The sequence below is a fragment of the Massilia consociata genome (assembly GCF_042432755.1).
GTDB classification, from domain to species: domain Bacteria; phylum Pseudomonadota; class Gammaproteobacteria; order Burkholderiales; family Burkholderiaceae_D; genus Telluria; species Telluria consociata.
Window position 1 is genome coordinate 290,474 of record NZ_JBHLWP010000006.1, and the last position, 25,046, is coordinate 315,519.

General features: G+C 66.4%; 23 protein-coding genes. 10 read left to right on the plus strand and 13 right to left on the minus strand.

The features are described 5' to 3' along the window. Nucleotides 1–103: 103 nt before the first annotated feature. Together ACFFJK_RS05435 and ACFFJK_RS05440 are read right to left on the minus strand one after the other, a co-directional pair. Entirely contained in the window at nucleotides 104–670 is a 567-nt protein-coding gene (locus ACFFJK_RS05435) for a PEP-CTERM sorting domain-containing protein (RefSeq protein WP_379678127.1), read from the minus strand. Between the two features lie 29 nt (nucleotides 671–699). Beyond that, nucleotides 700–2,217, minus strand: coding sequence for a PhoX family protein (locus ACFFJK_RS05440; RefSeq protein WP_379678128.1), 1,518 nt, complete (start codon nucleotides 2,215–2,217; stop codon nucleotides 700–702). A gap of 302 nt (nucleotides 2,218–2,519) precedes the next feature. Here ACFFJK_RS05440 and ubiA point away from each other — a divergent pair, with 302 nt between their 5' ends. The 5 genes from ubiA to ACFFJK_RS05465 all read left to right on the plus strand — a co-directional run bounded on the left by ubiA (nucleotide 2,520) and on the right by ACFFJK_RS05465 (nucleotide 6,970). Continuing rightward, nucleotides 2,520–3,374, plus strand: a complete 855-nt coding sequence (gene ubiA, locus ACFFJK_RS05445; protein ID WP_379678130.1) for a 4-hydroxybenzoate octaprenyltransferase — start codon at nucleotides 2,520–2,522, stop codon at nucleotides 3,372–3,374. 42 nt (nucleotides 3,375–3,416) lie between these two features. Further along, nucleotides 3,417–3,737, plus strand: a complete 321-nt coding sequence (locus tag ACFFJK_RS05450; protein WP_379678132.1) for an ElaB/YgaM/YqjD family protein — start codon at nucleotides 3,417–3,419, stop codon at nucleotides 3,735–3,737. A 3-nt stretch (nucleotides 3,738–3,740) separates the two neighbouring features. Then, nucleotides 3,741–4,145, plus strand: coding sequence for a phage holin family protein (locus ACFFJK_RS05455; protein ID WP_379678134.1), 405 nt, complete (start codon nucleotides 3,741–3,743; stop codon nucleotides 4,143–4,145). Further along, entirely contained in the window at nucleotides 4,135–4,437 is a 303-nt protein-coding gene (locus ACFFJK_RS05460) for a hypothetical protein (RefSeq protein ID WP_379678136.1), read from the plus strand. Before ACFFJK_RS05455 ends, ACFFJK_RS05460 begins: the two co-directional genes overlap by 11 nt. A 325-nt stretch (nucleotides 4,438–4,762) precedes the next feature. After that, nucleotides 4,763–6,970 (plus strand): S8 family serine peptidase, encoded by a 2,208-nt coding sequence (locus tag ACFFJK_RS05465; protein WP_379678137.1) that lies wholly within the window; start codon nucleotides 4,763–4,765, stop codon nucleotides 6,968–6,970. A 136-nt stretch (nucleotides 6,971–7,106) separates the two neighbouring features. Here ACFFJK_RS05465 and proC read toward each other — a convergent pair whose 3' ends face one another. Continuing rightward, entirely contained in the window at nucleotides 7,107–7,925 is an 819-nt protein-coding gene (gene proC, locus ACFFJK_RS05470; RefSeq protein WP_379678138.1) for a pyrroline-5-carboxylate reductase, read from the minus strand. Nucleotides 7,926–7,981: 56 nt separating this feature from the next. Further along, nucleotides 7,982–8,683, minus strand: coding sequence for a YggS family pyridoxal phosphate-dependent enzyme (locus ACFFJK_RS05475; protein ID WP_379678139.1), 702 nt, complete (start codon nucleotides 8,681–8,683; stop codon nucleotides 7,982–7,984). Between the two features lie 74 nt (nucleotides 8,684–8,757). Between ACFFJK_RS05475 and ACFFJK_RS05480 the strand changes: the two genes are divergently transcribed. Next, nucleotides 8,758–9,807: a type IV pilus twitching motility protein PilT gene (locus tag ACFFJK_RS05480; RefSeq protein WP_446686046.1), complete on the plus strand. Its 1,050-nt coding sequence runs from the start codon at nucleotides 8,758–8,760 to the stop codon at nucleotides 9,805–9,807. 9 nt (nucleotides 9,808–9,816) lie between these two features. Then, nucleotides 9,817–10,953 carry a PilT/PilU family type 4a pilus ATPase gene (locus tag ACFFJK_RS05485; RefSeq protein ID WP_379678141.1) on the plus strand — a complete coding sequence of 379 codons (1,137 nt, stop codon included), beginning with the start codon at nucleotides 9,817–9,819 and terminating at the stop codon, nucleotides 10,951–10,953. Between the two features lie 79 nt (nucleotides 10,954–11,032). On the opposite strand, the gene ACFFJK_RS05490 is transcribed toward ACFFJK_RS05485, so the two are convergent. Continuing rightward, nucleotides 11,033–13,336, minus strand: a complete 2,304-nt coding sequence (locus tag ACFFJK_RS05490; RefSeq protein ID WP_379678142.1) for a TonB-dependent receptor domain-containing protein — start codon at nucleotides 13,334–13,336, stop codon at nucleotides 11,033–11,035. 181 nt (nucleotides 13,337–13,517) lie between these two features. Here ACFFJK_RS05490 and ACFFJK_RS05495 point away from each other — a divergent pair, with 181 nt between their 5' ends. Continuing rightward, nucleotides 13,518–13,997, plus strand: coding sequence for a glutathione peroxidase (locus ACFFJK_RS05495; RefSeq protein WP_379678143.1), 480 nt, complete (start codon nucleotides 13,518–13,520; stop codon nucleotides 13,995–13,997). Between the two features lie 12 nt (nucleotides 13,998–14,009). Here ACFFJK_RS05495 and ACFFJK_RS05500 read toward each other — a convergent pair whose 3' ends face one another. The 5 genes from ACFFJK_RS05500 to ACFFJK_RS05520 form a co-directional block, all read right to left on the minus strand. Beyond that, the gene (locus ACFFJK_RS05500; RefSeq protein ID WP_379678144.1) at nucleotides 14,010–16,058 is read right to left on the minus strand and encodes a glycoside hydrolase family 97 protein; all 2,049 of its coding nucleotides are present in this window, start codon (nucleotides 16,056–16,058) and stop codon (nucleotides 14,010–14,012) included. A 111-nt stretch (nucleotides 16,059–16,169) separates the two neighbouring features. Then, nucleotides 16,170–16,484: a hypothetical protein gene (locus tag ACFFJK_RS05505; protein ID WP_379678145.1), complete on the minus strand. Its 315-nt coding sequence runs from the start codon at nucleotides 16,482–16,484 to the stop codon at nucleotides 16,170–16,172. Nucleotides 16,485–16,532: 48 nt separating this feature from the next. Beyond that, nucleotides 16,533–17,759: a glycolate oxidase subunit GlcF gene (gene glcF / locus ACFFJK_RS05510; RefSeq protein WP_379678146.1), complete on the minus strand. Its 1,227-nt coding sequence runs from the start codon at nucleotides 17,757–17,759 to the stop codon at nucleotides 16,533–16,535. A 9-nt stretch (nucleotides 17,760–17,768) separates the two neighbouring features. Continuing rightward, nucleotides 17,769–18,815 (minus strand): glycolate oxidase subunit GlcE, encoded by a 1,047-nt coding sequence (gene glcE, locus ACFFJK_RS05515; RefSeq protein WP_379678147.1) that lies wholly within the window; start codon nucleotides 18,813–18,815, stop codon nucleotides 17,769–17,771. 4 nt (nucleotides 18,816–18,819) lie between these two features. Continuing rightward, nucleotides 18,820–20,313: an FAD-linked oxidase C-terminal domain-containing protein gene (locus tag ACFFJK_RS05520; RefSeq protein WP_379678148.1), complete on the minus strand. Its 1,494-nt coding sequence runs from the start codon at nucleotides 20,311–20,313 to the stop codon at nucleotides 18,820–18,822. A gap of 102 nt (nucleotides 20,314–20,415) precedes the next feature. Between ACFFJK_RS05520 and ACFFJK_RS05525 the strand changes: the two genes are divergently transcribed. Both ACFFJK_RS05525 and ACFFJK_RS05530 read left to right on the plus strand, forming a co-directional pair. Next, nucleotides 20,416–20,973 carry a cob(I)yrinic acid a,c-diamide adenosyltransferase gene (locus ACFFJK_RS05525; RefSeq protein WP_379678149.1) on the plus strand — a complete coding sequence of 186 codons (558 nt, stop codon included), beginning with the start codon at nucleotides 20,416–20,418 and terminating at the stop codon, nucleotides 20,971–20,973. Nucleotides 20,974–21,001: 28 nt separating this feature from the next. Beyond that, entirely contained in the window at nucleotides 21,002–21,703 is a 702-nt protein-coding gene (locus tag ACFFJK_RS05530) for a 2OG-Fe(II) oxygenase (protein WP_379678150.1), read from the plus strand. Nucleotides 21,704–21,872: 169 nt separating this feature from the next. Here the strand turns inward: ACFFJK_RS05530 and dxs are convergent, their stop codons facing one another. Genes dxs through ACFFJK_RS05545 form a run of 3 tightly spaced genes read right to left on the minus strand, consistent with a single transcriptional unit; the run spans nucleotide 21,873 to nucleotide 24,907 of the window. Next, a complete protein-coding gene (dxs, locus tag ACFFJK_RS05535) occupies nucleotides 21,873–23,744 on the minus strand; it encodes a 1-deoxy-D-xylulose-5-phosphate synthase (protein ID WP_379678151.1) in 1,872 nt (623 codons plus the stop codon). Continuing rightward, the gene (locus ACFFJK_RS05540; RefSeq protein ID WP_379678152.1) at nucleotides 23,745–24,647 is read right to left on the minus strand and encodes a polyprenyl synthetase family protein; all 903 of its coding nucleotides are present in this window, start codon (nucleotides 24,645–24,647) and stop codon (nucleotides 23,745–23,747) included. After that, entirely contained in the window at nucleotides 24,644–24,907 is a 264-nt protein-coding gene (locus tag ACFFJK_RS05545; protein WP_379678153.1) for an exodeoxyribonuclease VII small subunit, read from the minus strand. The genes ACFFJK_RS05540 and ACFFJK_RS05545 overlap by 4 nt, the downstream gene beginning before the upstream one ends. Between the last annotated feature and the right edge of the window lie 139 nt (nucleotides 24,908–25,046).

Consider the following 25,046-nt stretch of genomic DNA (forward strand, 5'->3'; position numbering starts at 1 on the left):
CCCCTCCTCGCTGCCGGCCTTGCCCTCCTGTCGATGCCCCTCGCGCAGGCCGGCGCGGCCGTGGCAGGCCTGGCTGCGCGGGGCAGCCAAGCCTGTTCAGCGCTCAGTCCTTCCTGCGGCGGCGCGCGGCCATCAGGCCGGCCATGCACAGCATCGGCAGCACCAGCGCGGCCGACGACGGTTCGGGCACGGCGGCGGTGATGGTGAAGCGGTCGCCCGCGCGCAGGCCGGCGGTGTCCAGCAGCCAGTCCCGGCCATTGCCCAGGACATTACCGAACTGGAACTCGGTATAGACCGGCGTGCTGAAGTCGATGGCGGCGGCAAGGGCGCCGGCGTTCACCGCGCGCACGGTGGTGAAGTCCGAGGCCACGCTGCCGGCGGCGCCGAAACGGATGCCCTGCAGGCTGAAGGTAAAGCGGCTCAGGTCGGCGCCCGTCAGGTTGCGCACCAGGGCGTTGAAGCTCAGCGGCCCTTGCAGGTCGTCGGCCTCCAGCACGAAGTTCAGCGTGGTGGTGCTGAAGTTCTGCAGGTCGAGGTCGAACGAGACCAGGCCCGGTGCGCTGTAGTCGTCAACGGTGTTGCTGCCGGTGGTGCTGGTCAGCACGGCTGCATTGGCGGCGCAGGACAGGGTCAGCGCGGCAGCGAAGGAAAGCAGTTTGGCGATGTTCATGGATGCTCCAAAAATGGTCGGAAGATGGCTTACAGCGGCCCTTTGGCCCAGGGGCCGGTGATGGCGAAGGTCACGCCCGGGGTCTGGATGTTGACGAACAGGTAGCGGCCGGTCGGGTCGAAGCAGGCGCCGGCGAACTCGTTGCCGCGCTGGTCGCCCGCAAGCGAGGCCAGCTTGCCTGCGCCCTGCAGCTGGGCGGCGGTCAGGACGATGTTGTTCTTGGCGAAGATGTAGGCGTCGCCCAGGCCGGTGAGGCCCATCAGGCGCTGGCCGAAGCCGAAGCTGTCGGTCGCGGCGGTCGAGGCGTCTTCGCAGATCAGGATCGCGTTGCGCGGGCTGACGGTCAGGTTGTCGCCCATGTTGCCGACCAGCGGGCTCGGGCTCGCGTAGATGCACTTAAGCACCTGCGTGGCCAGGTCGAGCTCCCAGATGGTGCCGCGCTGGACGGGGCCGCCCGCCGTGTCCATCACGTACACCTTGCCTTGCGCATACCAGATGCCTTCGCCGCGGTTCATGCGCGCCGCGCCCTGCACCCAGCCCTGCACGAAGGGGCCGGCGGCATTGGTGATGCGCACGCCGCTCAGGCCGACGGCGTCGCCGCGGTTGGCGTCCGGATTGGCGATGTTCACCCATTCCAGTTCGTACTTCGCGTCGACCGGCATGGTGGCCAGGTTGACGTTGTTGATGCCCTTGACCTTGGCCATCTGCAGCACGCCGCCCATTGCCAGCGTGCCCGGCGCGCCCGTCGTGATGTCCGGGATGTAGCGGTAGAAGCCCGACTTGCCGGACGAATCCTCGGTCTGGTACACGATGCAGGTGGCCGGGTCGACGGCGGCGGCTTCGTGCGCGAAACGGCCCATGCCGACGATCGGCTGGCCGGTGGTGCGCGCCGGGTCCGAATGCACTTCGAACACGTAGCCGTGCTTCTTGCCCGACGCGCTGACGGCGTCCGAACCGACTTCCTCGCAGGTCAGCCAGGTGCCCCACGGGGTGATGCCGCCCGCGCAGTTGGTCTGGGTGCCGCCCAGGCTCGGGGTCATGCTGACCCAGTTACCGTCGCGGAACAGCAGGTTGGTGGTGCCGCCGCCGAAGCGGTTGCCCGAAGTCGCGCTGACGGCGCCACTGTCGTACACGCCGATCGCGTTCAGGAAGTTGCTTGGCGCGCTGCCGCCGATCTCGTGGTTGCGGATGAGGACCAGCTCGGTGCTGCGGCCGACCTTGCGCGACAGGACCACGCCCATGCCGTCGTGGCCGCCCGGGCAAGCTTTGCCGTCGGTCATCAGGTCGCCGCGCCAGCCGAAGCTCTTGTAGGTGAAGCCGGCCGGCAGCTGCAGCAGCGGCAGGCCGGTGGTGAGGTCGTTCACCGGGGCGATCGGACCGTACGGGCTGTCCACCAGGGCGGTGGCGCCGTTGGCGGCCATGGCCTGCTGGGCCTGCAGCGCGGCGAAGGCGCCGATGAAGGGCAACGCGGTCGAGCCGGCGAGGCCCTTGAGCAGGTTGCGCCTGGTTGGCGAGACGTCCTGTGGCGAGATGTCCTTGTCAGTCATTGTGATTCTCCATGTGAGTGTGGAGCCGCGGGCATGGAGCCGATTCCCCCCTGCAGCTTGATCTGGTTGCGCCACCCGGAGCGTTGCCGGGCTGGCTGCTCATCCGTAACCGGGCAAGCCGATGCATTAAAACAAACGAACATGTCGGCTCCATGACAACAAAATGGCAACATTTCCGGAAACATGGGCGCCAGGGCGGAATGCATGGCCGCCTTGGAAGTGCATGCCGCGCCGATCCGCCAAAAGCTTTAGAATCCCTGTCTTCTGCTCAACAATTCTTGCTAGCCAAGACAACGCGATTCATGAACAAGTTGGCGCTCTATTTCCGCCTGGTCCGTGCCGACAAGCCGATCGGCATCCTCCTGCTGCTGTGGCCTACCCTGTGGGCGCTGTGGATGGCCTCCGGCGGGACACCAAGCATGACGGTGCTGGCGATCTTCGTGCTCGGCACGGCCCTGATGCGCTCGGCAGGCTGCGCCATCAACGACTACGCCGATCGCGACTTCGACAAGCACGTGAAACGCACCGTGGACCGCCCGCTCACCAGCGGCAAGATCCGCGGCTGGGAAGCCGTGATGGTGGCGGCCGTGCTGTCGCTGGTGTCCTTTCTCCTGATCCTGCCCCTGAACACGCTGACCAAGCAGCTGTCGGTGCTGGCGCTGATCGTGGCCGGCACCTACCCCTACTTCAAGCGCTTCTTCGCGATTCCGCAGGCCTACCTGGGCATCGCGTTCGGCTTCGGCATCCCGATGGCTTTCGCCGCGGTGCAGAACGAGGTACCGGCGGTGGCCTGGTGGCTGCTGGTGGCGAACGTGTTCTGGGCCGTGGCCTACGACACCGAATACGCCATGGTCGACCGCGACGACGACCTGAAGATCGGCATCCGCACCTCTGCCATCACCTTCGGCCGCTTCGACGTGGCCGCCGTGATGCTGTGCTATGGCGCGGCGCTGGCCATCGACCTGGTGTGCGGCTGGTACCTGGGGCTGCGCTGGTGGTTCGTGGCCGGCATCGTGGTCGCGGCGGGAATCGCCCTGTACCACTACACCCTGATCCGCCACCGCGACCGCATGGATTGCTTCAAGGCTTTCCGTCACAACAACTGGCTTGGCGCAGCATTGTTCAGCGGTGTCGCACTAGACTATGCATTCAGGTAATATTGCACGAAAGGCATTCATTCACACCTAAAGAGGTTCAGCATGATGGAGAAAATTCCTACCCAAACCGGCACCCGCGAACAACTGCTGTCGGACCTGAAGAACGTGATCCAGGACGCCGAAGCGTGGCTGCGCAACGGCGGGCAGCTCACCGGTGACGAGCTGCTGGCAGCCAAGGAAAAGTTCGAGCAGACCCTGTCGGCCGCCAAGGAAGGCCTGGCCGATTACCAGCACACGGTGGTCGAGAAGACCAGGGAAGCCGCGCGCGTGACCGACGAATACGTGCACGACCACCCATGGAAGTCGGTGGGCCTGGGTGCCGCGGTCGGCATCGTGATCGGCATGCTGATCGCCCGGCGCTAAGCCATGACGATCGCGGCCGGCATCCGGCAGTTTGGCGCCACCATGCTGGACCTGGCGCGCACGCGCCTGGAACTGGCAGCCATCGAGCTCCAGGAAAGCACGCAGCGCCTGCTCGGCTACCTTGCGTGGGCGGCGGCGGCGGCCGTCATGGCGCTGTTTTTCCTGGGCCTCGTCGTGCTGTTCGTGCTGGTGCTGTTCTGGGACACCCATCGCCTGGCGGCGGTAGGCGGCATGGCCGTCCTGTTCGGGTTGGGCGCCGCGTTCGCGGCCATGAAGCTGCGTGCCGGCCTGGCCTCGCGTCCGCCGCTGCTGCCCGCCACCCTGGCGGAACTGCGCAAGGACGCGGCGGCGCTCAAGGGCGGGCACATGGACGTGCACGCGGAAGGAGAACACCCGGATGGGCACTAAATCCCTGGAACTGGCCGCCCGCCGCGAGGCGCTGGTGGCCCGCTGCGCCGACCAGCGCGCCCTGGTGGCGCAGGAAGTGGCCACCCTGGCCTCGCCCGCCACCCTGGGGGCGATTCCCGCCTACGCCGTGCGCCACCAGAAGACAGCGCTGATCGTTGCCGGCATTGCCGCCGGCCTGTTCATCGTCCGGCCCAAGTGGGCGGTGGGCACCGCGACGGCGGCCGTCTCGGCCTACAAGTTCGCCCAGAAGCTCCTTCCGGTGCTGCGCTGGAAGGGCTTCGAAGTCCACTGATCCACCTTGCCGCCGGGCATCCTGCCCGGCTCTCCTTTCCTGGACGCTCCCGCCGGAGCGTCCCTCCCGCCGCTCGCCCTTTTTTCCCGCCGTTCGCCCGCCTCCAGCAAGCTCATCAATATCTAGCACAAGCACCCTCGCGCACGGTTGAATATTGGCGGGAAAGCAACGCTTTACGCGCTATCGAAAAAATATTGCGAAACGTATGTATGCACCTTTGACGTATTGACATTTCCGACGGAATACTCATCAAGCGGCACACGGAAATGCCGCGTAGCACCCTGAAGCATCCCGGAGACTGAAACCAGATCAAGAGGAGCAATTCGTGAGTACATCCCGTCGTCGTTTCGCACTCGTCGCAGCACTCGTCATGGCCCTGGGCGCACAAGGCCCGGTCGCCAACGCTGCCATCACCGGCATCCTGCCAGGCACCTCCGCCGTGCCCCTCACCGCCAAGATCGATTCGCTGTTCGTCCAGGAACTGAACAAGCAGCTCGCCAACGTCTACTACGACGTCATCGTCGTGTTCGACAAGAAGGAAAGCGCATCGCGCCTGTCCGTCCTCGGGCGCAAGTTCAAGACCTACAAGGTGCTGCCGATGGCGCGCATGCTGCTGACCAAGGACGAGATCAGCAAGGTCGCCGGCTGGGCCGAGACCCGCTTCATCGAGCCGAGCCGCACCCAGCGCCTGTTCAACGCCGAGGGGCGCGCCCTGACCCGCGCCGAGGAAGTGCAGCGCGTGCTGGGCCTGGACGGCGCGGGCGTGACGGTGGCGGTCATCGACACCGGCGCCGACGGCCTGCATCCGGACCTCGGCAACGTGAAGAAAAACTATGCGGTGGCAGGTGCGCTGGGCATCGACCCGACCCAGGTGTACGTGTCGCTGACGCCGGACGGCATCGACGTCGAGACCTCGATCGTCGAACGCCACATCGGCGGCCTCGGCACCCACTGGAACACCGACGAGTACGGCCACGGCACCCACTGCATCGGCACCATCGCCGGCACCGGGGTGGATTCCGACGGCAACCTGCGCGGCATGGCGCCCAAGGCGACCATCATCAGCTACGGCGCCAGCGCCGGCATCAACCTGCCGTTCACGCTGGAAGCCTACGACCACGTGATCGCCAGCAAGCGCGACGGCGTCGCCGACATCCGCATCCTCAGCAATTCCTGGGGCAGCTCCACCTACGAGCCCTTCAACCCCAACCGCTCGACCAACGTCGCCTCGCGCCTGGCCTACGAGCAGGGCATCCTGTCGATCTTCGCGGCCGGCAACGACGGCGCGGGTCCGAACACGATGAACCCGTATTCGAACGCCCCCTACGGCCTGGGCATCGGCGCCACCAACAAGGCCTATGGTGTAACCGGCTTCTCGTCGCGCGGCCGGCCGGACGGCAACCACGACCGCGAACTGGCCCTGGCCAACCTGCAGCTCTTCCTCGCCGCCAGCGCCGAGGAACAGGCCACCTGGGACCACGCCGCGCGTCCGCTCGGCATCGACCGCCCAAGCATCGTGGCGCCGGGCGAGAACATCGTATCAAGCCAGAACCCGCTGCACCCGATGACCGCCAGCGGCACCAACTACGGCGCGGCCTCGGGCACCTCGATGGCGACGCCGCACGTGAGCGGCATCGCGGCGCTGGTGCACCAGGCGCAGGACGCGAAAGGCGGGCCGCGCCTGTCGCCGCTGGACGTGATCCGCCTGCTCGAAGTCACCGCCAACAAGGAGATCATGGCCGGCTACGACACCCATGATGCGGGCGCGGGCTTCGTCGATACCCGCAAGGCGGTCGACGCCGTCAATGCCGGCAACATCCCGGCCGCGGTCACGGCGGGCGACTTGGTGAAATACAACCCGGGCCCGGTACGCGTGATCGACGGCACCTATTCCGGCGCGGCGGCATTGAATTCGTTCCAGACCAACACGGGTTATGGCCTGCACAAGATCACGGTCGAGCCGGGTGCACAGAAACTGTTCGCCGATGCCAAATGGGATCTCGAGGTGAACAACCTCTACATCACCCTGTACCCGCCGGGCGTCGACCCGCGCACCGGCACCGGTTTCGCGGCCCAGTCGGCCGGCCTGACGACGCTGCAGAACTACCGCTCGGTCGACGTCAAGTTCCCGGTCGCCGGCGAGTGGCATGTGCGGATCGACGGGCGCGTGAACCTGTTGTCGACCAACTACACGGGCAAGTACGAGGTGACGGTGCCGAACAACGTCCCGCCGACCGCGGAACTGAGCGCCAGCGCGATGAAAGTCAGCGGCGACCAGCCGGTGACGATCAATGCGAAAGTCGCCGACGGCAACGGCATTGCCAGCGTGACCGCGGCGGACCTGCGGGTCCTCGCCAGCAACGGCAAGGTGATCCACAGCTTCGACAGGTCGGCCTTCGTCCAGCAGGGCGAGGCGCTGGTGTTCTCGAAGGCGGTATCGATGTCGGGCAAGGGCCCGTGGACCGTGGAAGTGCGTGCGGTCGACGACGGCCAGCAGCAGGCGATCAAGCAGCTGACCATCGGCCGTAAATAAGCACGAACCCGTAGGCGTGATCTGGTCCAGTGGACCAGATCACGCTTTGCCGGCCGCGCGTTCAAGCAGTGCGTGCTTGGACACTTCGCATCCATTCCGGCATTAGTTGAACGCGCGGTCGGCGGAGCCGACCACCCTACCAGTCTTTCCCGAGCTCGTCCCCCAGCTCGCGCCCCCGGTCCGCAGCGGCCTTCATCGCCGCGACGATCGCGTCCTTCACCCCCGCCGCCTCCATGCTGGAAATCGCCGCATGCGTGGTGCCGCCCTTCGAGGTCACGCGCTGGCGCAGCACCTCCACCGGGTCGCCGGATTGCGCCGCCAGCTGGGCCGCGCCGGTGAACGTGGCCAGCGCCAGTGCCTTCCCCTGCTCCGCATCCAGTCCCATCTCGACGGCCGCCTGCTGCATCGCTTCCAGGAAGTAGAAGACGTAGGCCGGGCCGCTGCCCGACACTGCCGTCACCGGGTCGATCAGGCTCTCGTCGGCGAGCCACACGGTCTGGCCGACCGCGCGCATCACGTTGTCGGCGGCCTGGCGCTGCGCGGCGTCGACGTCCGGGCCCGCCACCATGCCGGTGATGCCCATGGCGATCAGCGCCGGCGTATTCGGCATCGCGCGTACGATACGGGTGTAGCCTCCCAGCCAGCGCCCCAGGTCGGCGATGCGGATGCCGGCCGCGATCGACAGCACCAGCGGCTGGTTGCCGAGCTGCGGCGCCAGGCTGGCGGCAACCTCGCGCATCTGCTGCGGCTTCACCGCCAGCACGACGACATCGGCGCTCCCCACCTGCACGTCGATGGACGCTGCCGTGCTCACGCCGTACTGGCTGGCCAGGCGCTCGAGCGCCTCGGTGTTGGGATCGACCACATGCAGGCTGCCGGCGCCGGTGAGCTGGCCGGCCAGGCCGGCGATCAGGGCCGTGGCCATGTTGCCGCCACCGATAAATGCGATCTTCATTCGGCCACCTTCATTCGTGATTCCCATTCATTAAAGATAGTTATTATTCGTGAGTATTATTCATAGTTCCGCGCACCAAAGATGGCACTGCCGACACGCACGATGGTCGCGCCTTCCGCAATGGCCGCGCCAAGGTCGCCCGACATGCCCATCGACAGCGTATCGAGTGCCATGCCTTGCGCACGCAGGGCGTCGAACAAGGCGCGCAGGCGCGCGAACGCGGCGCGCTGCTGCGCCTCGTCGTTGGCGCGTTCGGGAATGGCCATCAGGCCGCGCAGTCGCAGGTTCGGCAAGGCCGCGACCTGGCGCGCCAGCTCGGGCAGTTCGTCTTCGCCGGCGCCGCTCTTGCTGGCCTCGCCGCTGATGTTCACCTGCAGGCAGATGTCGAGCGGGCCAAGCTCCGGCGGACGCTGCTCCGACAGGCGCTGCGCGATCTTCAGGCGCTCCACCGTGTGTACCCAGTCGAAGTGGGCGGCGATCGGCCGCGTCTTGTTGCTCTGGATCGGCCCGATGAAATGCCATTCGACCGGCGTGGCAGGTTGCAGGCGCGCCACTTCCTGCATCTTGTCGAGCGCTTCCTGCAGATAGTTTTCGCCAAACGCGCGCTGCCCCGCCGCCATCGCCTCGACTACGGCCTCCGCTGGGAAAGTCTTCGAAACAGCCAGTAATTGCACTTCGTTTCTCGCCCTTCCGGCAGAGGTACAAGCGGCTCCGATTGTCGCTTCGACAGCTTGCAAGTTGGCAGCGATTGTGGACATAATGGTTTTCTATAGGAAATATTTTTGAGTCGAGACGAGGTCCTTTGCCTGGCTCCACTCACGGCACAGGGATTATAACAATGGACATTTCGGAATTACTTGCCTTCTCGGTCAAGAACAAGGCCTCGGACCTGCACCTCTCGGCCGGCCTGCCGCCGATGATCCGCGTGCATGGCGACGTACGCCGCATCAACCTGCCGCCGCTCGAGCACAAGGACGTGCACGGGATGATCTATGACATCATGAACGACGGCCAGCGCAAGCAGTACGAGGAAGTGCTGGAGTGCGACTTCTCGTTCGCGATCCCCGGCCTGGCGCGCTTCCGCGTCAACGCCTTCAACCAGGAGCGCGGCGCCTCCGCCGTGCTGCGCACCATCCCGTCCAAGATCCTGTCGCTGGAAGAGCTGAACGCGCCCAGGATCTTCAGCGAGCTCGCCCTCAAGCCGCGCGGCCTGGTGCTCGTCACCGGCCCGACCGGCTCGGGCAAGTCGACCACCCTGGCGGCGATGGTGAACCACCTCAACGAAAACGAGTACGGTCACATCCTCACCATCGAGGACCCGATCGAATTCGTGCACGACTCCAAGAAGTGCCTGATCAACCAGCGCGAAGTCGGCCCGCACACGCTGTCCTTCAACAACGCGCTGCGCTCGGCGCTGCGCGAAGACCCGGACTGCATCCTGGTCGGCGAACTGCGCGACCTGGAAACCATCCGCCTGGCCCTGTCGGCGGCGGAAACCGGCCACCTGGTGTTCGGCACCCTGCACACCTCGTCGGCGGCCAAGACCATCGACCGTATCGTCGACGTGTTCCCGGCCGAAGAAAAGGAGATGGTGCGCGCGATGCTGTCGGAGTCGCTGCAGGCCGTCATCTCGCAGACCCTCCTGAAAACCAAGGACGGCTCGGGCCGCGTGGCGGCGCACGAGATCATGATCGGCACCCCGGCGATCCGCAACCTGATCCGCGAAGCGAAGATCGCGCAGATGTATTCGGCGATCCAGACCGGCAGCAGCGTCGGCATGCAGACGCTCGACCAGAACCTGACCGACCTGGTACGCCGCAACATCATCTCCAGCGCCGCCGCCCGCTCGGCCGCAAAGATCCCCGAAAACTTCCCCGGCTAAGGAGCAGCAATGGAACGCGACCAGGCATCCAAGTTCATGTTCGACCTGCTGCGCCTCATGACCAGCAAGGGCGGGTCGGACCTGTTCATCACCGCCGGCTTCCCGCCGGCGATCAAGATCGACGGCAAGATGACGCCGGTGTCGAGCCAGGCCCTCACCGGCAACCACACGGCCGACCTGGCGCGCGCCATCATGAACGACAAGCAGGCCGCCGGCTTCGAACTGACCAAGGAAGCGAACTTCGCGATCAGCCCGGGCGACCTGGGACGCTTCCGCGTCTCGGCCTTCATGCAGATGGGCTGCGTGGGCATGGTGCTGCGCGTGATCACCACCACCATCCCGAAGTTCGAGGACCTCGACCTGCCCGAGACGCTGAAGGACGTGATCATGACCAAGCGCGGCCTGGTCATCATGGTCGGCGCCACCGGCTCCGGTAAATCGACGACGCTGGCCGCGATGGTCGGCTACCGCAACGAGAACAGCCACGGCCACATCATCACCATCGAGGACCCGGTCGAATTCGTCCACCCGCACCGCAACTGCGTCATCACCCAGCGCGAAGTGGGCGTGGACACCGACAGCTTCGAGGCGGCGCTGAAGAACTCCCTGCGCCAGGCGCCGGACGTGATCCAGATCGGCGAGATCCGCGACCGCGAGACGATGGAGCACGCGATTGCGTTTGCCGAAACCGGCCACCTGTGCCTGGCCACGCTGCACGCCAACAGCGCCAACCAGGCGCTGGACCGCATCATCAACTTCTTCCCCGAGGAGCGCCGCCAGCAGCTGCTGATGGACCTGTCGCTCAACCTGAAGGGCCTGATCTCGCAGCGCCTGATCCCGAAAAAGGAAGCCAAGGGCCGCGTGGTGGCGATGGAGATCCTGCTGAACTCCCCGCTCATCTCCGACCTGATCTTCAAGGGCGAAGTCCACGAGATCAAGGAGATCATGAAGAAGTCGCGCGAGCTGGGCATGCAGACTTTCGACCAGGCCCTGTTCGACCTGTACGAGGCCGACAAGATCTCGTATGAAGACGCGCTGCGCAACGCGGATTCGGTCAACGACCTGCGCCTGAACATCAAGCTCAACAGCAAGCACGCGAAGAACCGCGATTTTTCGACCGGGATGGATCACCTCGGGATCGTCTGAGGCGGCAGTAATGAAGCAGTAAAGAGGCAGGAATGACAAAGGGCGCCGCGGCGCCCTTTGTCATTCTCTAACCGGCGTATCAGCGGCCGGGGCCGATGAAGACCGGACCGCCCGGACCGCCGGGGCCGCCGGGACCGCCCGGCCCCATGAACATCGGCCGGCGCTGTCCGCCGGCGCCGCCGAAACTGCCGAAGCGGTACGACAGCCCCACGTAGGCCATGCGGCCGCCGAAGCGGCGGATGCTGTACTCGCGCAGGCGGTCGGTCTCGGTGACCATCTCCATCTTCTGCGAATCGAACAGGTCGTTGACGTTGACGACCAGGGTCAGGGCCTGGGTCAGGTTGCGGCGGTAGCTGGCGTCGGCCGTGCGCTGCGGCTCGCGGTAGCCCTCGCCGAACAGGGTCTTGCCCTGCGCGTTGAGCATCAGCTGGAAGGTGTTGGCGGCGTCCATCTGGTAGCTCACGCGCGCACGGCCGCTGACCGAGGTCGCCGAGCGCTTGTCGGCGATCGCGCTACCCAGCACGGTCTGTTCCGCGTAGCCGATGTTGCCGTTCACGTTGAGCATCAGCTTCGGCGTGGCGCGGCCGCTGAAGTTGAATTCCAGGCCGCCCGAGCGGCTGCTGCCGGCGTTCTCGCGGGTGGTCAGCACCACGTCGTTGGCCAGCAGGAAGCGGCGCTCGGAGATCAGGTCGGAATCGCGGCGCGCGTACAGGCGCACGTTGGTGTCCACCTTGCCCAGCTTGGTCTCGATGCCCAGCTCGAGCGAATCGGAATTGGTCGGCTGCAAGTTCGGGTTGCCCGACGAGAGATTCAGCTCGTCGCGGTACACCACGAAGGGGTTCAGGTCGCCGGCATTCGGGCGGCGGATGCGGTGCGCGTAGCTCAGGCGCAGCGTGGTGTCGTCCGACAGGCCATAGGTAACGAAGGCGCTCGGGATCGCATCGAAGTAATGGTTGCTGGCGCGCTGGCCGGTGGTGACCTGGTTCATGTCGAGGTCCGCATACTCGGCGCGCAGGCCGCCCAGCACGCCCCACTTCTCGTTGACGCGCCACTGGTAGCTGCCGTACAGCGCATAGGTGGTGTCTGTCAGCTCGAACAGGTTGGTGCGCGCCGTGTTCACGCGTTCGCCTCCCGTGCCCAAATCGATGTCGAAGTAGGCGTTGTCGAACACGTTGCGGTTGCGCGCCACCTTGTAGCCCGCCTTGAATACGCCGTGCTCGCCCGGCAGCTCGTAGTCGCCGGTAAAGTCTGCGACCCGGGTTTCGTTGCGGTTTTCCTGCCGGCTGTTGGGCGCCGTGGCAAATGCCGGGCGCACCGTGTAGGCATTGGCGAGGCGCGCATCGCTGTCGCCTTCCGAGCCCGACAGGCGCAGGTCCATCTTGAAGACTTCGCCCGGCTGCTCGCCCTTGTGCTCCAGGCGGCCGCCCAGGCTGTAGTTGCGGTTCTTCCCCTCGCGCAGGCTGGTGCGCAGGTATTCGTTGTCGACGATGCCGGCGGCGTTCGTGCTGCGGTACTGCTCGCCCGACGCCGATTCGTTCTGGTGCTGGGAGAAGCTGGCGGTGACGCCGACCACGTCCTTGTCGCCCAGGTTATAGGTCAGGCCGCCGTTGAAGCCGGTCGATTCGTTGCGGTTCTCGCCGCTGGAGACCTGGGTGCTGCGCGCGATGGCGTCGGTGGCCGGGTCGATCCGCTCGCGCCGGGTCTCGCCGCTCGTTTCGCGCTTGTCTTCGCGGCGGAAGACACTGCCTTGCATGCTGTAGCGGCCGGTCGTATAGCTGCCGAAAGCGGAGCTGTTGTAGCGTCCCTCGGCACCGACGTTAGCGTTCACCACCCCGAAGCCGCCGGGAGTGCGCTCGCGCCGCATCACCAGGTTGATGATCGGCCCGCCACCGCCCTCGTTGCCGAACTGCGCGCCCGGGTTGTTGATGACTTCCACCGATTCGAGGTCGGCCGCCGGCAGCGCATTGAGCGCGGCCGCGCGGTTCTCGCCCTGCATCATCGCGGACGGCTTGCCGTCCACCAGGATCTGCACGTTGTTCCTGCCGCGCAGCGTCACGTTGCCGTCCGCGTCGACGCCGACCGACGGCACCTTGTTCAGCGTGTCGGCCACGGTGTCGTTCGACGTGGCCGGGTCGGCCTTGACGTCGTAGGACTGGCGGTCGATGCGGTTGGTCGTCTTGGTGGCGGTGACGGTGACGGTGGACGCGACCGGCGCCGCGGCGGCCGGCGGCACGTCGGCGGCCGGCACGGGCTGGCCGGCCGGCGCTGCCGGGGCCTGTTGTGCCGCTGCGAGCGGGGCAAGCGGTGCGAGGAAGGCACCAGCGACGAGGTGGGCGATCAGGGTCGATCGGGGGGGGCGTACGGCGTGGCGTGTGATGGTCATGGAGACTGCTCGACAGTTTGGGCGACGGCGATTGTCGCACGCACGCATCTTTATGTTTGTAACAAAAGATAACAATCGACAGCTTGATCGATGCATGCCAACCGGAGCCACCTCAATGCGCGCCGGTGCGCTTCGCCGCCTTGGCATACACTTCACGTTTTCCCTACAAGAGGCAGCAACCATGAACGTCTTCGATTTCAGCGCGAACGCCCTGGACGGCCAGCCCGTGAACCTCGACCGCTTCCGCGGCAAGGTCCTCCTCATCGTCAACACCGCCAGCGCCTGCGGCTTCACGCCGCAATACAAGGGACTGGAAGAGCTGCACCGCCAGTTCAGCGAGCGCGGCCTGGCCGTGCTGGGCTTCCCGTGCAACCAGTTCGGCAAGCAGGAACCGGGCACCGAAGCGGAGATCGGCGCCTTCTGCGAAAAGAACTACGGCGTCACCTTCCCGATGTTCGCCAAGATCGACGTCAACGGCGACAACGCGCATCCGCTCTACAAGCACCTAAAAGGTGAAAAACCGGGCGTGCTCGGCACGGAAGCCATCAAATGGAACTTCACCAAGTTCCTGGTCGACCGCAACGGCGAAGTCGTCAAGCGCTACGCGCCGCAGACGGTGCCGGGCGAGATCGCGGGCGATATCGAGAAGCTGCTGGGGTAGGGTGTTCCACGATCAAGGCTGCGGCGTGAGGCGGATTGCCTGCCCGCCGCCGGGGGCCAGGCGCAGCTGCAGCGTGTCCGCCGCGGTGACGGTCTTCGTCTCCGTCACCAAGTCGAAACGGCGTTCGGTGCGGTAGTCGGCCTGGTCGCCGTCGCGGTAGATTTCGGCCGTGTAGCGCTTGCCCTCGTCGAGGAAGCCGAGGGGCAGCGGCAGCGTGCGTGCCTGGCCGTCGGTGACGGCGCCCACGTACCAGTCGGCGCCGGCACGATCCTTGCGGGCGATGGTCACGTATTCGCCCACGGCGCCATTGACGACACGGGTATCGGCCCAGTCGGCCGGCACGTCCTTGATGAACTTGAAGGCGGCCGGATACTTCTCGTAATTCTCCGGCAGGTCGGCCGCCATCTGGAGCGGCGAATAGATCACGACGAAGTTCGCCAGCTGCTTGGCCTGGGTCGAGTTGAAGGTCTTGCCGTCCGCGCCGACCAGGCTCAGGACGCCCGGGGTGTAGTCCATCGGACCGCTCAGCATGCGCGTGAAGACCAGCTTGGCCTCGTGGTCCACGCTGTTGGGTGGATTGCCCCAGGCGTTGTACTCGACGCCGCGCGCGCCTTCACGCGTCAGCCAGTTCGGATAGGTGCGGCGCAGGCCGGTGTCCTTCACCGGCTCGTGGGTATTGATCGCGAGCTTGTACTTGGCGGCTTGCGTGACGGCCTTGAGGAAGTGGCGCACCCCATCCTGCGAATCGTAATGGCCGTAGCGCGGTTTGCCGTCCCGGCCCGGGAACAGCGCGCTGCCCGCCTCGTGCACGTAGCCGGACTTGATGCTGTCCACGCCCAGCTTCGCATACAGCCGGTAGGCGGCGTCCATCTGCTTCTCGTAGGCGACGATGTCGGCGCCGGTCTCGTGGTGGCCGACCAGGCGCACGCCCTTCGATTTTGCGTAGCTCGCCAGGCCCGGCAAATCGAAGTCCGGATACGGCTCGGTAAAGCTGAAGTCGGCGCCGCCGTGGCCCCAATCGCTTTCCCAGCCCTTGTTCCAGCCTTCCACCAGCACACCGCGGAAGCCGTGCTTCGCGGCGAAGTCGATGTATTTCTTCGTGTTGGCAGTCGTGGCGGCGTGCTTCGGGCCGGCGTTCCAGGTGCCGCTCTGGAGGTGCATCTGCCACCAGACGCCGATGAACTTCGAGGGCTTGACCCACGATACGTCGCCCAGCCTGTTCGGTTCGTTCAGGTTGAGGATCAGGTCCGACATGAGCAGGCCGGCGGCGTTGTCCGCGATCTGCAGCGTGCGCCACGGTGTCGTGAACGCCCCCTTGCGTACCACGGCCGGACCGCTCGGCGAGGGCGCGAGCATGGCGCGCAGCTTCTGCCCGTCGACCTTGCGCAGCCACATGCTGGCGTAGTCGACCAGCGCCGCCTCGTGGAAGGCAAGGTGGGTGCCGTCCTCCAGGCGCACCGTGAGCGGCGTGTTGGCGATGCCGATCTCCTTGAGCGGCGCCTTGCGGATTTCTTCCTCCAGCCCAGGCAGCTCGCCAGCGGGGATCCACCAGGCAGTGGCCGGCTGGCTTACCGTGAATTCAGTCAGCTCGTCGATGATCTCGGCAGTGCGCAGCTGCGGCTGCGCCGGAAACTCGTAGCGAAAGCCCACGCCGTCGTCGTAGATGCGAAACACCACGCTGAGCTGGCGGCCTTGATGCTTCTTCTGCTCGAGGTCCACGCGCAGTTCGCGATAGCGGTTGCGTACGAACCGGCGCTCGCCCCAGGGCTGCTCCCAGGTGCTGTCATGCTCGCTCGTGCTTTGCCGGCGCAGGCTGAAGCTGCCGTCGAGCTTCCTCGCATTGGCAAGGTTGAAGCCGAGGCGCGACGGCGCAATGATGGGCGCGCCGTTGCGCTTGACGCCATAGGCGAGCTTGCCCATGCCGTCGAGCTGCACCTCGACCTCGATGACGTTGCCCGGTGATGCTGCGCTGGCGATGCGCTGCTGCGCCCAGGCAGGTGAACTGAGCAGGCCGAGCAGGCAGGATGCGGCGATGACGGCAGCGAAGCGACGGACGTGCATGGAGTCTCCTTGTCTTTACATGGGTAGAAAAACTACCTCTCATGGGTGCGAACCCCATCGATAATAAGACAAAAGGTGTAACTCGACTACAAGCACTGCTCAGGGTAGCGCCTAGCGGGTCTGGATCCATGCCGCGCCATGGGTGACGCAGGCACGGTTGACGTTTTCCAGGAAGCGGACAGCCTCGCCCTGCGACAGGCCGGGCGGCATCAGGCGGGCCAGTACCGCTTCTTCGCTGACGCGGTCCAGGCCATAGGCGATGGCGCGCGAGACGTCGCGCGCCAGCCTGCCGTCGCTGTTGTAGAGCGCATCGTAGACGCCCACCTCTTCCCACAGCGGCACCAGGCCGGGGCTGGTGGAATCTTCGAACACGACGGCCGGCGGCATGCCCTCGTCTTCACGGATGAGCTGAAAAATGAAGCTCAAGATTGCATCTCCAGGTTGTTGCAGGGCGTCAGTATAGCCTCGCCCGCCTTATGCCAGCGCCCGGTCGATCAACTCGATCCAGTGCGTGACGGGCATCGCGGTTCCCGACTGCAGGTGCGTCATGCAGCCGATGTTCGCCGAGACGATTTCATCCGCTCCGGTTGCCGCCAGGCTGGCCAGCTTGCGGTCGCGCAGTTCATGGGCGATCTCGGGGTGCAGCACCGAATAGGTGCCGGCCGAGCCGCAGCACAGGTGGCTGTCGGCGCACAGGGTCACGTCCACGCCGGCGGCGCGCAGCAGGCCTTCGACCTTGCCGCGGATCTGCTGGCCGTGCTGCAGCGTGCATGGCGGGTGCCAGGCGACGCGTTTGGCGACCTTCCCTTTCAGCTTCGCAGCGAGTTCCTCTTCGAACTCCGGCATGACCTCGGACAAGTCGCGCGTGAGCAGCGAGATGCGCGCGGCCTTCGCGGCATAGGCCTGGTCGTGCGCCAGCAGGTGGCCATACTCCTTGACCGTGACGCCGCAGCCGGATGCCGTCATGACGATCGCCTCGATCTCTCCGCGTTCCACCCAAGGCCACCAGGCGTCGATGTTGCGGCGCGCATCGATCAGGCCACCCTGTTGATCGTTCAGGTGGTAGCGCACGGCGCCGCAGCAGCCGGCCTTCGGCGCCGCCATCAGCTGCACCCCGAAGGCGTCGAGCACGCGCGCGGTGGCGGCGTTGATGTTCGGCGCCATCGCCGGCTGCACGCAGCCCTCCAGCACCAGCATCTTGCGCGCATGGGTACGCGTGGGCCAGTTGCCCGCCCGACGCGCCGGCTGCAGCTTGTCCTGCAGCGCCTTCGACAGTACCGGACGCGCCAGCTGCCCTGCCCTGAACGCCGGCTTGAACAGCGCGGTGCGCGGCAGGAATTCCTTGAGGGTCGTGCGTTTCACCCGGTCTTTCAGGGGACGCGGCACGCGTTCCTCGACCACGCGGCGGCCGATGTCCACCAGGCGGCCGTACTTGACGCCCGAGGGGCAGGTGGTTTCGCAGTTGCGGCAGGTGAGGCAGCGGTCCAGGTGCAGCTGGGTCTTGCGGGTGGGCTGGGCGCCTTCGAGCACCTGCTTGATCAGGTAGATGCGGCCGCGCGGTCCGTCGAGCTCGTCGCCCAGCAGCTGGTAAGTCGGGCAGGTGGCGGTGCAGAAGCCGCAATGCACGCAGGCGCGCAGGATCGCTTCCGCCTCGTCCCCCTCCGGGGTGCCCTTGATGAAATCGGCCAGGTTGGTTTGCATGTCAGTATCTCAGTACATCCGTCCCGGATTGAAGACGTGCGCCGGATCGAAGGACGCCTTCAGGCGTTCGTGGATGCGGGCGATTGCAGGGGGCAGCGGCTGGAACACACCGCTTGACTTGTCGCCGCCGCGGAACAGGGTCGCGTGCCCGCCGGCGCTCGACACCGTCCGGCGGATGGTGGCGGCATCGAGTCCGGTGCGCAGCCAGCGCTGGGCGCCGCCCCACTCGATCAGCTGCGCGCCGCCGAGAATGACCGCGCCCGTCGTCGACGGCACGGACAAGCGCCACAACGCGCCCGCGCCCGCGAAGAACGGGTGGCGCTGCTCGCGCAGGCCCGCCCAGAAATGCCCGGCATCCGGCACGGTCTCGCCGCCGATCAGGCGCACCGCAGCATCGACCGCGGCCTGGGCCCCGGACAGGCGCAGCGACAATACGCCATCGTGCCAGCAACTGCCGGATAAGGGCAGCGGCTGGCCGCCCCACTCGTTCAGCTTGCGGATGGCATCGATCTCGCCGGTTTCAAGACGCAGGGTGGTTTCCGCAAACGGCCGCGGCAGCACCTTGACCGACACTTCCAGCAGCAGGCCCAGCGTGCCGAGCGAACCGGCGAGCATGCGCGAGACGTCGTAGCCGGCCACGTTCTTCATCACCTGGCCGCCGAAGGACAGTACATCGCCCTTCCCGTCCAGCAGCCTGGCGCCCAGCACGAAGTCGCGCACGGCGCCGCTGGTGGCGCGGCGCGGGCCGGACAGGCCGGCGGCAATCGTCCCGCCCAGCGTCGCCCCCGTCCCGAAATGCGGCGGCTCGAAGGCCAGCATCTGGTTGCGCTCGGCGAGCACGGCCTCGATCTCGGCCAGCGGCGTGCCGCAGCGCGCCGTGATCACCAGTTCGGTCGGCTCGTAGTCGACCACGCCGCTGTAACCGCGCGTGTCGAGGATTTCCCCCTCCAGGCGCTGGCCGTACCAGTCCTTGCCGCCGCCGCCGCGGATGCGCAGGGGCGTCTTGTCGGCGGCCGCGGCGCGCACCCGTTCCTGGAATTGTTCGATGGACTGCATGGTGTCAAAAACGAGGAAGGTCGGGGAACGGCAGCTCGCCGCCGTGCACGTGCATCTTGCCGAACTCGGCGCAGCGATGCGGCGTCGGGATCGCCTTGTCCGGGTTGAGCAGGCTCAAGCCGTCGAAAGCGCGCTTGACCGCGAAGAAGGCGTCGAGCTCCTTGCGCCCGAACTGCACGCACATCGAGTTGATCTTTTCCATGCCCACGCCGTGCTCGCCGGTGATGGTGCCGCCCACTTCGACGCACAGCGCCAGGATCGCCGCCCCGAAGGCCTCGGCGCGCTCGAATTCGCCCGGCTGGTTGGCATCGAACAGGATCAGGGGGTGCATGTTGCCGTCGCCCGCATGGAACACGTTCGAGCAGCGCAGGCCGAAGGTCGTTTCCATTTCCTCGATCCCCTTCAGTACGCGCGCCAGCTGCTTGCGCGGGATGGTGCCGTCCATGCAGTAGTAATCCGGCGAGATGCGTCCCGCGGCCGGGAAGGCGTTCTTGCGCCCCGACCAGAAGCGCATGCGCTCGGCCTCGCTCTGCGACACGGCGATGGCCGTCGCCCCGGCGCCTTCGAATACCGCCTTCATGCGCGCGATTTCTTCCGCCACTTCCAGCGCGGTGCCGTCGGCCTCGCACAGCAGGATGGCGGCGGCATCGGTGTCGTAGCCCGCACGCACGAAAGGCTCGACCATGCGCACCGAGGTGCGGTCCATCATTTCCAGCCCGGCCGGGATGATGCCGGCGGCGATGACGCTGGCCACCGCGTTGCCGGCCGTGATCACGTCGCCGAACGAGGCCATGACCACCTGCGCCACCGCGGGCTTCGGAACGAGCTTGACCGTCACTTCCGTGACGATGCCGAGCATGCCTTCCGAGCCGATGAACACGGCCAGCAGGTCCAGCCCGGGGGCGTCGAGCGCTGCGCCGCCCAGTTCGATGATCTCGCCGTCGATCGTGGCCACGCGCACGCGCAGCACGTTGTGCACCGTCAGGCCGTACTTGAGGCAGTGTACGCCGCCCGAGTTCTCGGCCACGTTGCCGCCGATGGTGCAGGCGATCTGCGAGGACGGGTCCGGCGCGTAGTACAGGCCGTGCTGGCTGGCCGCTTCCGAGATCGCCAGGTTGCGCACACCGGGTTGCACGACCGCGGTGCGCGCGTAGGCATCCACCCGCACGATGCGGTTCAGGCGCGCCGTCGACAGGACCACGCCGTCGGCGATGGGCAGCGCGCCGCCGGACAAGCCGGTGCCGGCGCCGCGCGGCACGATCGGCACCTGCAGTTCGCGGCAGACCGCCAGGACGGCCAGCACCTGTTCTTCGGTCGTGGGCAGCGTGACGACCATCGGCAGCTGGCGGTAGGCCGCCAGGCCGTCGCACTCGTAGGGACGGGTATCTTCGGGGTCGGACAGGACGGCGCCTTCGGGCAGGCGCGCGCGCAGCGCGGCGGCGACCTGTTCACGCCGTCCGGCGAAGGTGGAAGTGGCGACGGGCACGGTGGTAGACATTCCCGAATTGTAGGCATATTTGGGTGCGAGCGGGGCACAAGCGCCGCGTTTTATCGTATGCTCGACCTATCGTTTTTTTAACATATTGCATAAGGCAACATCATGGGCAACCGACTTTCCAAGATCGCCACCCGCACCGGCGACGACGGCACCACCGGCCTGGGCGACGGCAGCCGCACCCGCAAGGACAGCGCACGCATCCACGCCCTGGGCGAGGTGGACGAGCTCAACTCCTTCGTCGGCCTGCTGCTGTGCGAGGACATGCCGCCGGACCTGCGCGAAGAACTGGTCTCGATCCAGCACGACCTGTTCGACCTGGGCGGCGAGCTGTGCATTCCCGGCTACGAGATGATCAAGGACGAGCACGTGGCGCGCCTGGACGGCCTGCTCGAGAAGTACAACGCCGACCTGCCGATCCTGAAGGAATTCATCCTGCCGGCCGGCTCGCGCGCCGCCTCGACCGCCCATGTGTGCCGCACCGTGTGCCGCCGCGCCGAGCGCAGCATCGTGGCGCTGTCGCAGTCGGAGGAAAACGTCCGCCCCCACCCGCGCCAGTACGTCAACCGCCTGTCGGACCTGATGTTCGTGCTGGCGCGCGTGCTGAACCGCTTTGCCGGCGGCAGCGACGTGCTGTGGAACCACGAACGCCAACGCGGCTGATCAACGATAAAAACGGCGGGAGAACTGCGTGGAAGACTTCATCGGCATCTATGACAACGCCCTGAGCGCCGAACAATGCGACGCGATCGTGGCGCGCTTCAACGAGAGCAACAAGGTGATGCGCGGCCGCACCGGCAACGGGGTCGACGTCAGCAAGAAGGACAGCTACGACCTCACCATCAACGGGCACGCGGAATGGGACGACGTCGGCCGCCTCCTGACGACGGCCATGGCCAGGCACATGGCGCAGTACATGGACAAATACCGCATGCTCCTGATCGGCGCGCTGTCGCCGCAGGTGGCGCATCCGCAGACCGGCGAGGCGGTGACGCTGTCGCTGTCGAATTTCGACGAATTCGGCACGCCGAACGTCATGGCGCTGCTGCAGTCGATGTACCGCGTGGGGCACATCAACCTGCAGAAGTACCTGCAGGACTCGGGCGGCTACCACCACTGGCATTCCGAGATCTACCCGCAGAACGCCAGCTGCGAGACGCTGCACCGGGTGCTGCTGTGGCAGTTCTACCTGAACGACGTGGAAGACGGCGGGGAGACCGAGTTCCTGTACCAGAACCGCAAGGTCGAGGCGCGCAAGGGGCGCCTGATCATCGCGCCGGCCGGGTTCACGCATACCCACAAGGGGCATGTGGCGAGGAGCGGGGACAAGTACATTGCGACCTCGTGGATTCTGTTCCAGAGGGCGGAGGTGTTGTTTGGGAATGGCGGCTGAGCGGCCGCTGCCACTTCGGTAGGGAAATTGGGTTCCCGCCTGCGCGGGAACGACGTGCATGAGTCAGCGTTCGAAACAGCGTTAACACCTGCACGTCATCCCCGCGCAGGCGGGGATCCAATTTTGCAGACGCTACGCAAGCTTCACACCGCGCAGCGCCGCCAACACATCAGGTGTTATTGACCACCAGCCGCGGCTCACCCACACCGAAGCGCTGGCGAATCGACGCCGCAATCCCCTTCGCATCCAGGCCGACAGAGGCCAGCAGCGCCGCCGGATCGCCCTGGTCGATGAACTTGTCCGGCAGGCCCAGGTTCAGCACCGGCTTGGCGATGCCCGCCGCCGCCAGCGCTTCCATCACCGCGGCGCCGGCGCCGCCCATCACGCAGCCCTCTTCGACCGTCACGATCTGGTCGTGCTCGTTTGCCAGGCGCTTGACCAGTTCCACGTCGAGCGGCTTGACGAAGCGCATGTTGGCGACCGTCGCGTCCAGTTCCTCGCCGGCGGCGATGCTCGGCGCCACCATCGAACCGAAGGCCAGGATCGCGATGCCCTTGCCTTCGCGGCGTACCTCACCCTTGCCGATCTCGATCGAGCTCAGCTCCGGGTGGATCGCCGCGCCGACGCCGGCGCCGCGCGGATAGCGCACCGCCGCCGGGCCCGGATAGTGATAGGCCGTGGTCAGCATCTGGCGGCACTCGTTTTCGTCCGACGGCGCCATGACGACCATGTTCGGGATGCAGCGCAGGTAGGCCAGGTCGTAGTTGCCGGCGTGGGTGGCGCCGTCGGCGCCCACCAGGCCCGCGCGGTCGAGCGCAAAGGTCACGTCCAGGTTCTGCAGCGCCACGTCGTGGATCAGCTGGTCGTAGGCACGCTGCAGGAAAGTGGAGTAGATCGCCACGACGGGTTTCATGCCTTCGGTGGCGATGCCCGCGCCGAAGGTCACCGCATGCTGCTCGGCGATGCCTACGTCGAAGTAGCGCTCCGGGTACTGCTGGTGGAAGCGCACCATGCCCGAGCCTTCGCGCATCGCCGGCGTGATGCCGACCAGGCGGGAATCAAGAGCGGCCATGTCGCACAGCCAGTTGCCGAACACTTCGGTGTAGGTGATCTTGCTCGGCGCGCCGGCCGGCTTGATGCCCTCGAGCGGGTTGAACTTGCCGGTGCCGTGGTACAGGATCGGCTCGGCCTCGGCCAGCTTGTAGCCCTGCCCCTTCTTGGTCACCACGTGCAGGAACTGCGGGCCCTTGAGCTTCTTGATGTTTTCCAGCGTCGGGATCAGGGAATCCAGGTCGTGGCCGTCGATCGGCCCGATGTAGTTGAAGCCGAATTCCTCGAACATCGTGGCCGGCACCACCATGCCCTTGGCATGTTCTTCCAGCTTGCGCGCCAGGTCCAGCACGGGGCCCGGCAGCACGGTCTTGCCGACCGACTTGGCGGCCGCGTAGAACTGGCCGCTCATCAGGCGCGCCAGGTAGCGGTTCAGCGCGCCCACCGGCGGCGAGATCGACATGTCGTTGTCGTTCAGGACCACCAGCAGGTTGCAGTCTTCCTCCACGCCCGCGTTGTTCAGGGCCTCGAAGGCCATGCCGGCGGTCATGGAGCCGTCGCCGATCACGGCGATGGCGTGGCGGTCCTCGCCCTTGAGCTTGGCGGCCTGGGCCATGCCCAGGGCGGCCGAGATCGAGGTCGACGAGTGCGCGGTGCCGAAGGTGTCGTAGATGCTCTCGTCACGCTTCGGGAAGCCCGACAGGCCGTTCAGCTGGCGCAAGGTCGGCATGCGCTTGCGGCGCCCGGTGAGGATCTTGTGCGAATAGGTCTGGTGACCGACATCCCACACGATGCGGTCGTGCGGGGTGTTGAACACGTAGTGCAGCGCGATGGTCAGTTCGACCGTGCCCAGGTTCGACGACAGGTGGCCGCCGGTCTTCGACACCGAATCGAGCAGGAACTGGCGCAGCTCGGTGGCGAGCGGGGTCAGCTGGGTGCGCGGAAGCTGGCGCAGGTCCGCGGGGTCGTTGATGGTCTCTAGCAGGTTCATTTATGCCTTCCGCTGCACGATCAGGTCTGCGAGTTCGCGCAGCCGCTGTGCTTGTTCTCCGAATGGCGCCAGCGCTTCGTGCGCTTCACGCCGCAATTGCTCGGCCAGTTCTTTCGATTGTTCCAGCCCAAGGATCGACACATAGGTCGGCTTGTTGTCGGCCGCGTCCTTGCCCGCGGTCTTGCCGAGCGTGGCCGAATCGGCCGTCGCGTCGAGCACGTCGTCCACCACCTGGAAGGCCAGGCCGATCGCCTTGGAATAGGCATCCAGGGCTTCCATTTCGGGTGGCGACACGTCACGGCCGGCCAGCGCGCCGAGGATCACCGAGACGCGCAGCATGGCGCCGGTTTTCAGCTGGTGCATGCGTTCCAGCTCGTCGCGCGTGAGCGACAGGCCGACGCTGTCCAGGTCGATCGCCTGGCCGCCGCACATGCCGCCCGAACCCGCGGCCTGCGCCAGCAGGCGCAGCATGGCGACCTGGCGCGCGGGCGGCAGCGTGTCGATGTCGGCCAGCACCTGAAAGGCCTGGGCCTGCAGCGCATCGCCGACCAGCAGCGCGGTGGCTTCGTCATACGCCACATGCACCGTCGGCTTGCCGCGGCGCAGGTCGTCGTCGTCCATGCACGGCATGTCGTCGTGCACCAGCGAATACACGTGGATCATCTCGACCGCGCCGGCCACGCGGGCCAGCGCCGCCGGCTCGCCGCCGAACAGCGCCCCGCTGCCGTAGGCCAGCAGCGGACGGATTCGCTTGCCGCCGCCCAGCGTGGTGTAGCGCATCGCTTCGTGCAGCTTGTGCGGGATGGTGGCGGCTGCCGGCAGCAAGGTCTCGAGCGCGCGCTCGACCTGCGCCTGGACATCCTGCACCCAGGCATCGAATGGCTGTGCTGCGGGCGCCGTCATTGCGCGCCCTCGTCGCCTTCGGCCGAGAAGGGCTTGAGCATCTCGCCTTCAAGCACTTTCACCTGGGACTCGACCTTCTCGAGCTGGGCCGCGCAGTACTTCACCAGTTCGGAGCCGCGCGCATAGGCGGCCACCGACGCTTCGAGCGGCAACTGGCCGGATTCCATCTGCGTCACGAGTTGGGCCAGCTCGGCCATCGCGCCCTCGAACGACTCGGGAGGGGACGCCCGGCCTGGGGCGGCGTTAGTATTGTTTGACATAGCAATTTAGCGTGGGAAGGCGCAAGGGTGCGCCATGGGTCAGTCCAATCGCGTATTTTAGATCAATCCTTCCCCACAAGGGGTGCACATTGCACCAGCCGCAACTTGTCCGTCTGTCCACATTCTAGCGCAATGGCCC

Bases quoted from the DNA above. Each gene is read 5' to 3' on its own strand.
- ACFFJK_RS05435 (WP_379678127.1), bottom strand. From the start codon at position 670: ATGAACATCGCCAAACTGCTTTCCTTCGCTGCCGCGCTGACCCTGTCC.
- ACFFJK_RS05440 (WP_379678128.1), bottom strand. From the start codon at position 2,217: ATGACTGACAAGGACATCTCGCCACAGGACGTCTCGCCAACCAGGCGC.
- ubiA (WP_379678130.1), top strand. From the start codon at position 2,520: ATGAACAAGTTGGCGCTCTATTTCCGCCTGGTCCGTGCCGACAAGCCG.
- ACFFJK_RS05450 (WP_379678132.1), top strand. From the start codon at position 3,417: ATGATGGAGAAAATTCCTACCCAAACCGGCACCCGCGAACAACTGCTG.
- ACFFJK_RS05455 (WP_379678134.1), top strand. From the start codon at position 3,741: ATGACGATCGCGGCCGGCATCCGGCAGTTTGGCGCCACCATGCTGGAC.
- ACFFJK_RS05460 (WP_379678136.1), top strand. From the start codon at position 4,135: ATGGGCACTAAATCCCTGGAACTGGCCGCCCGCCGCGAGGCGCTGGTG.
- proC (WP_379678138.1), bottom strand. From the start codon at position 7,925: ATGAAGATCGCATTTATCGGTGGCGGCAACATGGCCACGGCCCTGATC.
- ACFFJK_RS05475 (WP_379678139.1), bottom strand. From the start codon at position 8,683: ATGTCCACAATCGCTGCCAACTTGCAAGCTGTCGAAGCGACAATCGGA.
- ACFFJK_RS05485 (WP_379678141.1), top strand. From the start codon at position 9,817: ATGGAACGCGACCAGGCATCCAAGTTCATGTTCGACCTGCTGCGCCTC.
- ACFFJK_RS05490 (WP_379678142.1), bottom strand. From the start codon at position 13,336: ATGACCATCACACGCCACGCCGTACGCCCCCCCCGATCGACCCTGATC.
- ACFFJK_RS05495 (WP_379678143.1), top strand. From the start codon at position 13,518: ATGAACGTCTTCGATTTCAGCGCGAACGCCCTGGACGGCCAGCCCGTG.
- ACFFJK_RS05500 (WP_379678144.1), bottom strand. From the start codon at position 16,058: ATGCACGTCCGTCGCTTCGCTGCCGTCATCGCCGCATCCTGCCTGCTC.
- glcF (WP_379678146.1), bottom strand. From the start codon at position 17,759: ATGCAAACCAACCTGGCCGATTTCATCAAGGGCACCCCGGAGGGGGAC.
- glcE (WP_379678147.1), bottom strand. From the start codon at position 18,815: ATGCAGTCCATCGAACAATTCCAGGAACGGGTGCGCGCCGCGGCCGCC.
- ACFFJK_RS05520 (WP_379678148.1), bottom strand. From the start codon at position 20,313: ATGTCTACCACCGTGCCCGTCGCCACTTCCACCTTCGCCGGACGGCGT.
- ACFFJK_RS05525 (WP_379678149.1), top strand. From the start codon at position 20,416: ATGGGCAACCGACTTTCCAAGATCGCCACCCGCACCGGCGACGACGGC.
- dxs (WP_379678151.1), bottom strand. From the start codon at position 23,744: ATGAACCTGCTAGAGACCATCAACGACCCCGCGGACCTGCGCCAGCTT.
- ACFFJK_RS05540 (WP_379678152.1), bottom strand. From the start codon at position 24,647: ATGACGGCGCCCGCAGCACAGCCATTCGATGCCTGGGTGCAGGATGTC.
- ACFFJK_RS05545 (WP_379678153.1), bottom strand. From the start codon at position 24,907: ATGTCAAACAATACTAACGCCGCCCCAGGCCGGGCGTCCCCTCCCGAG.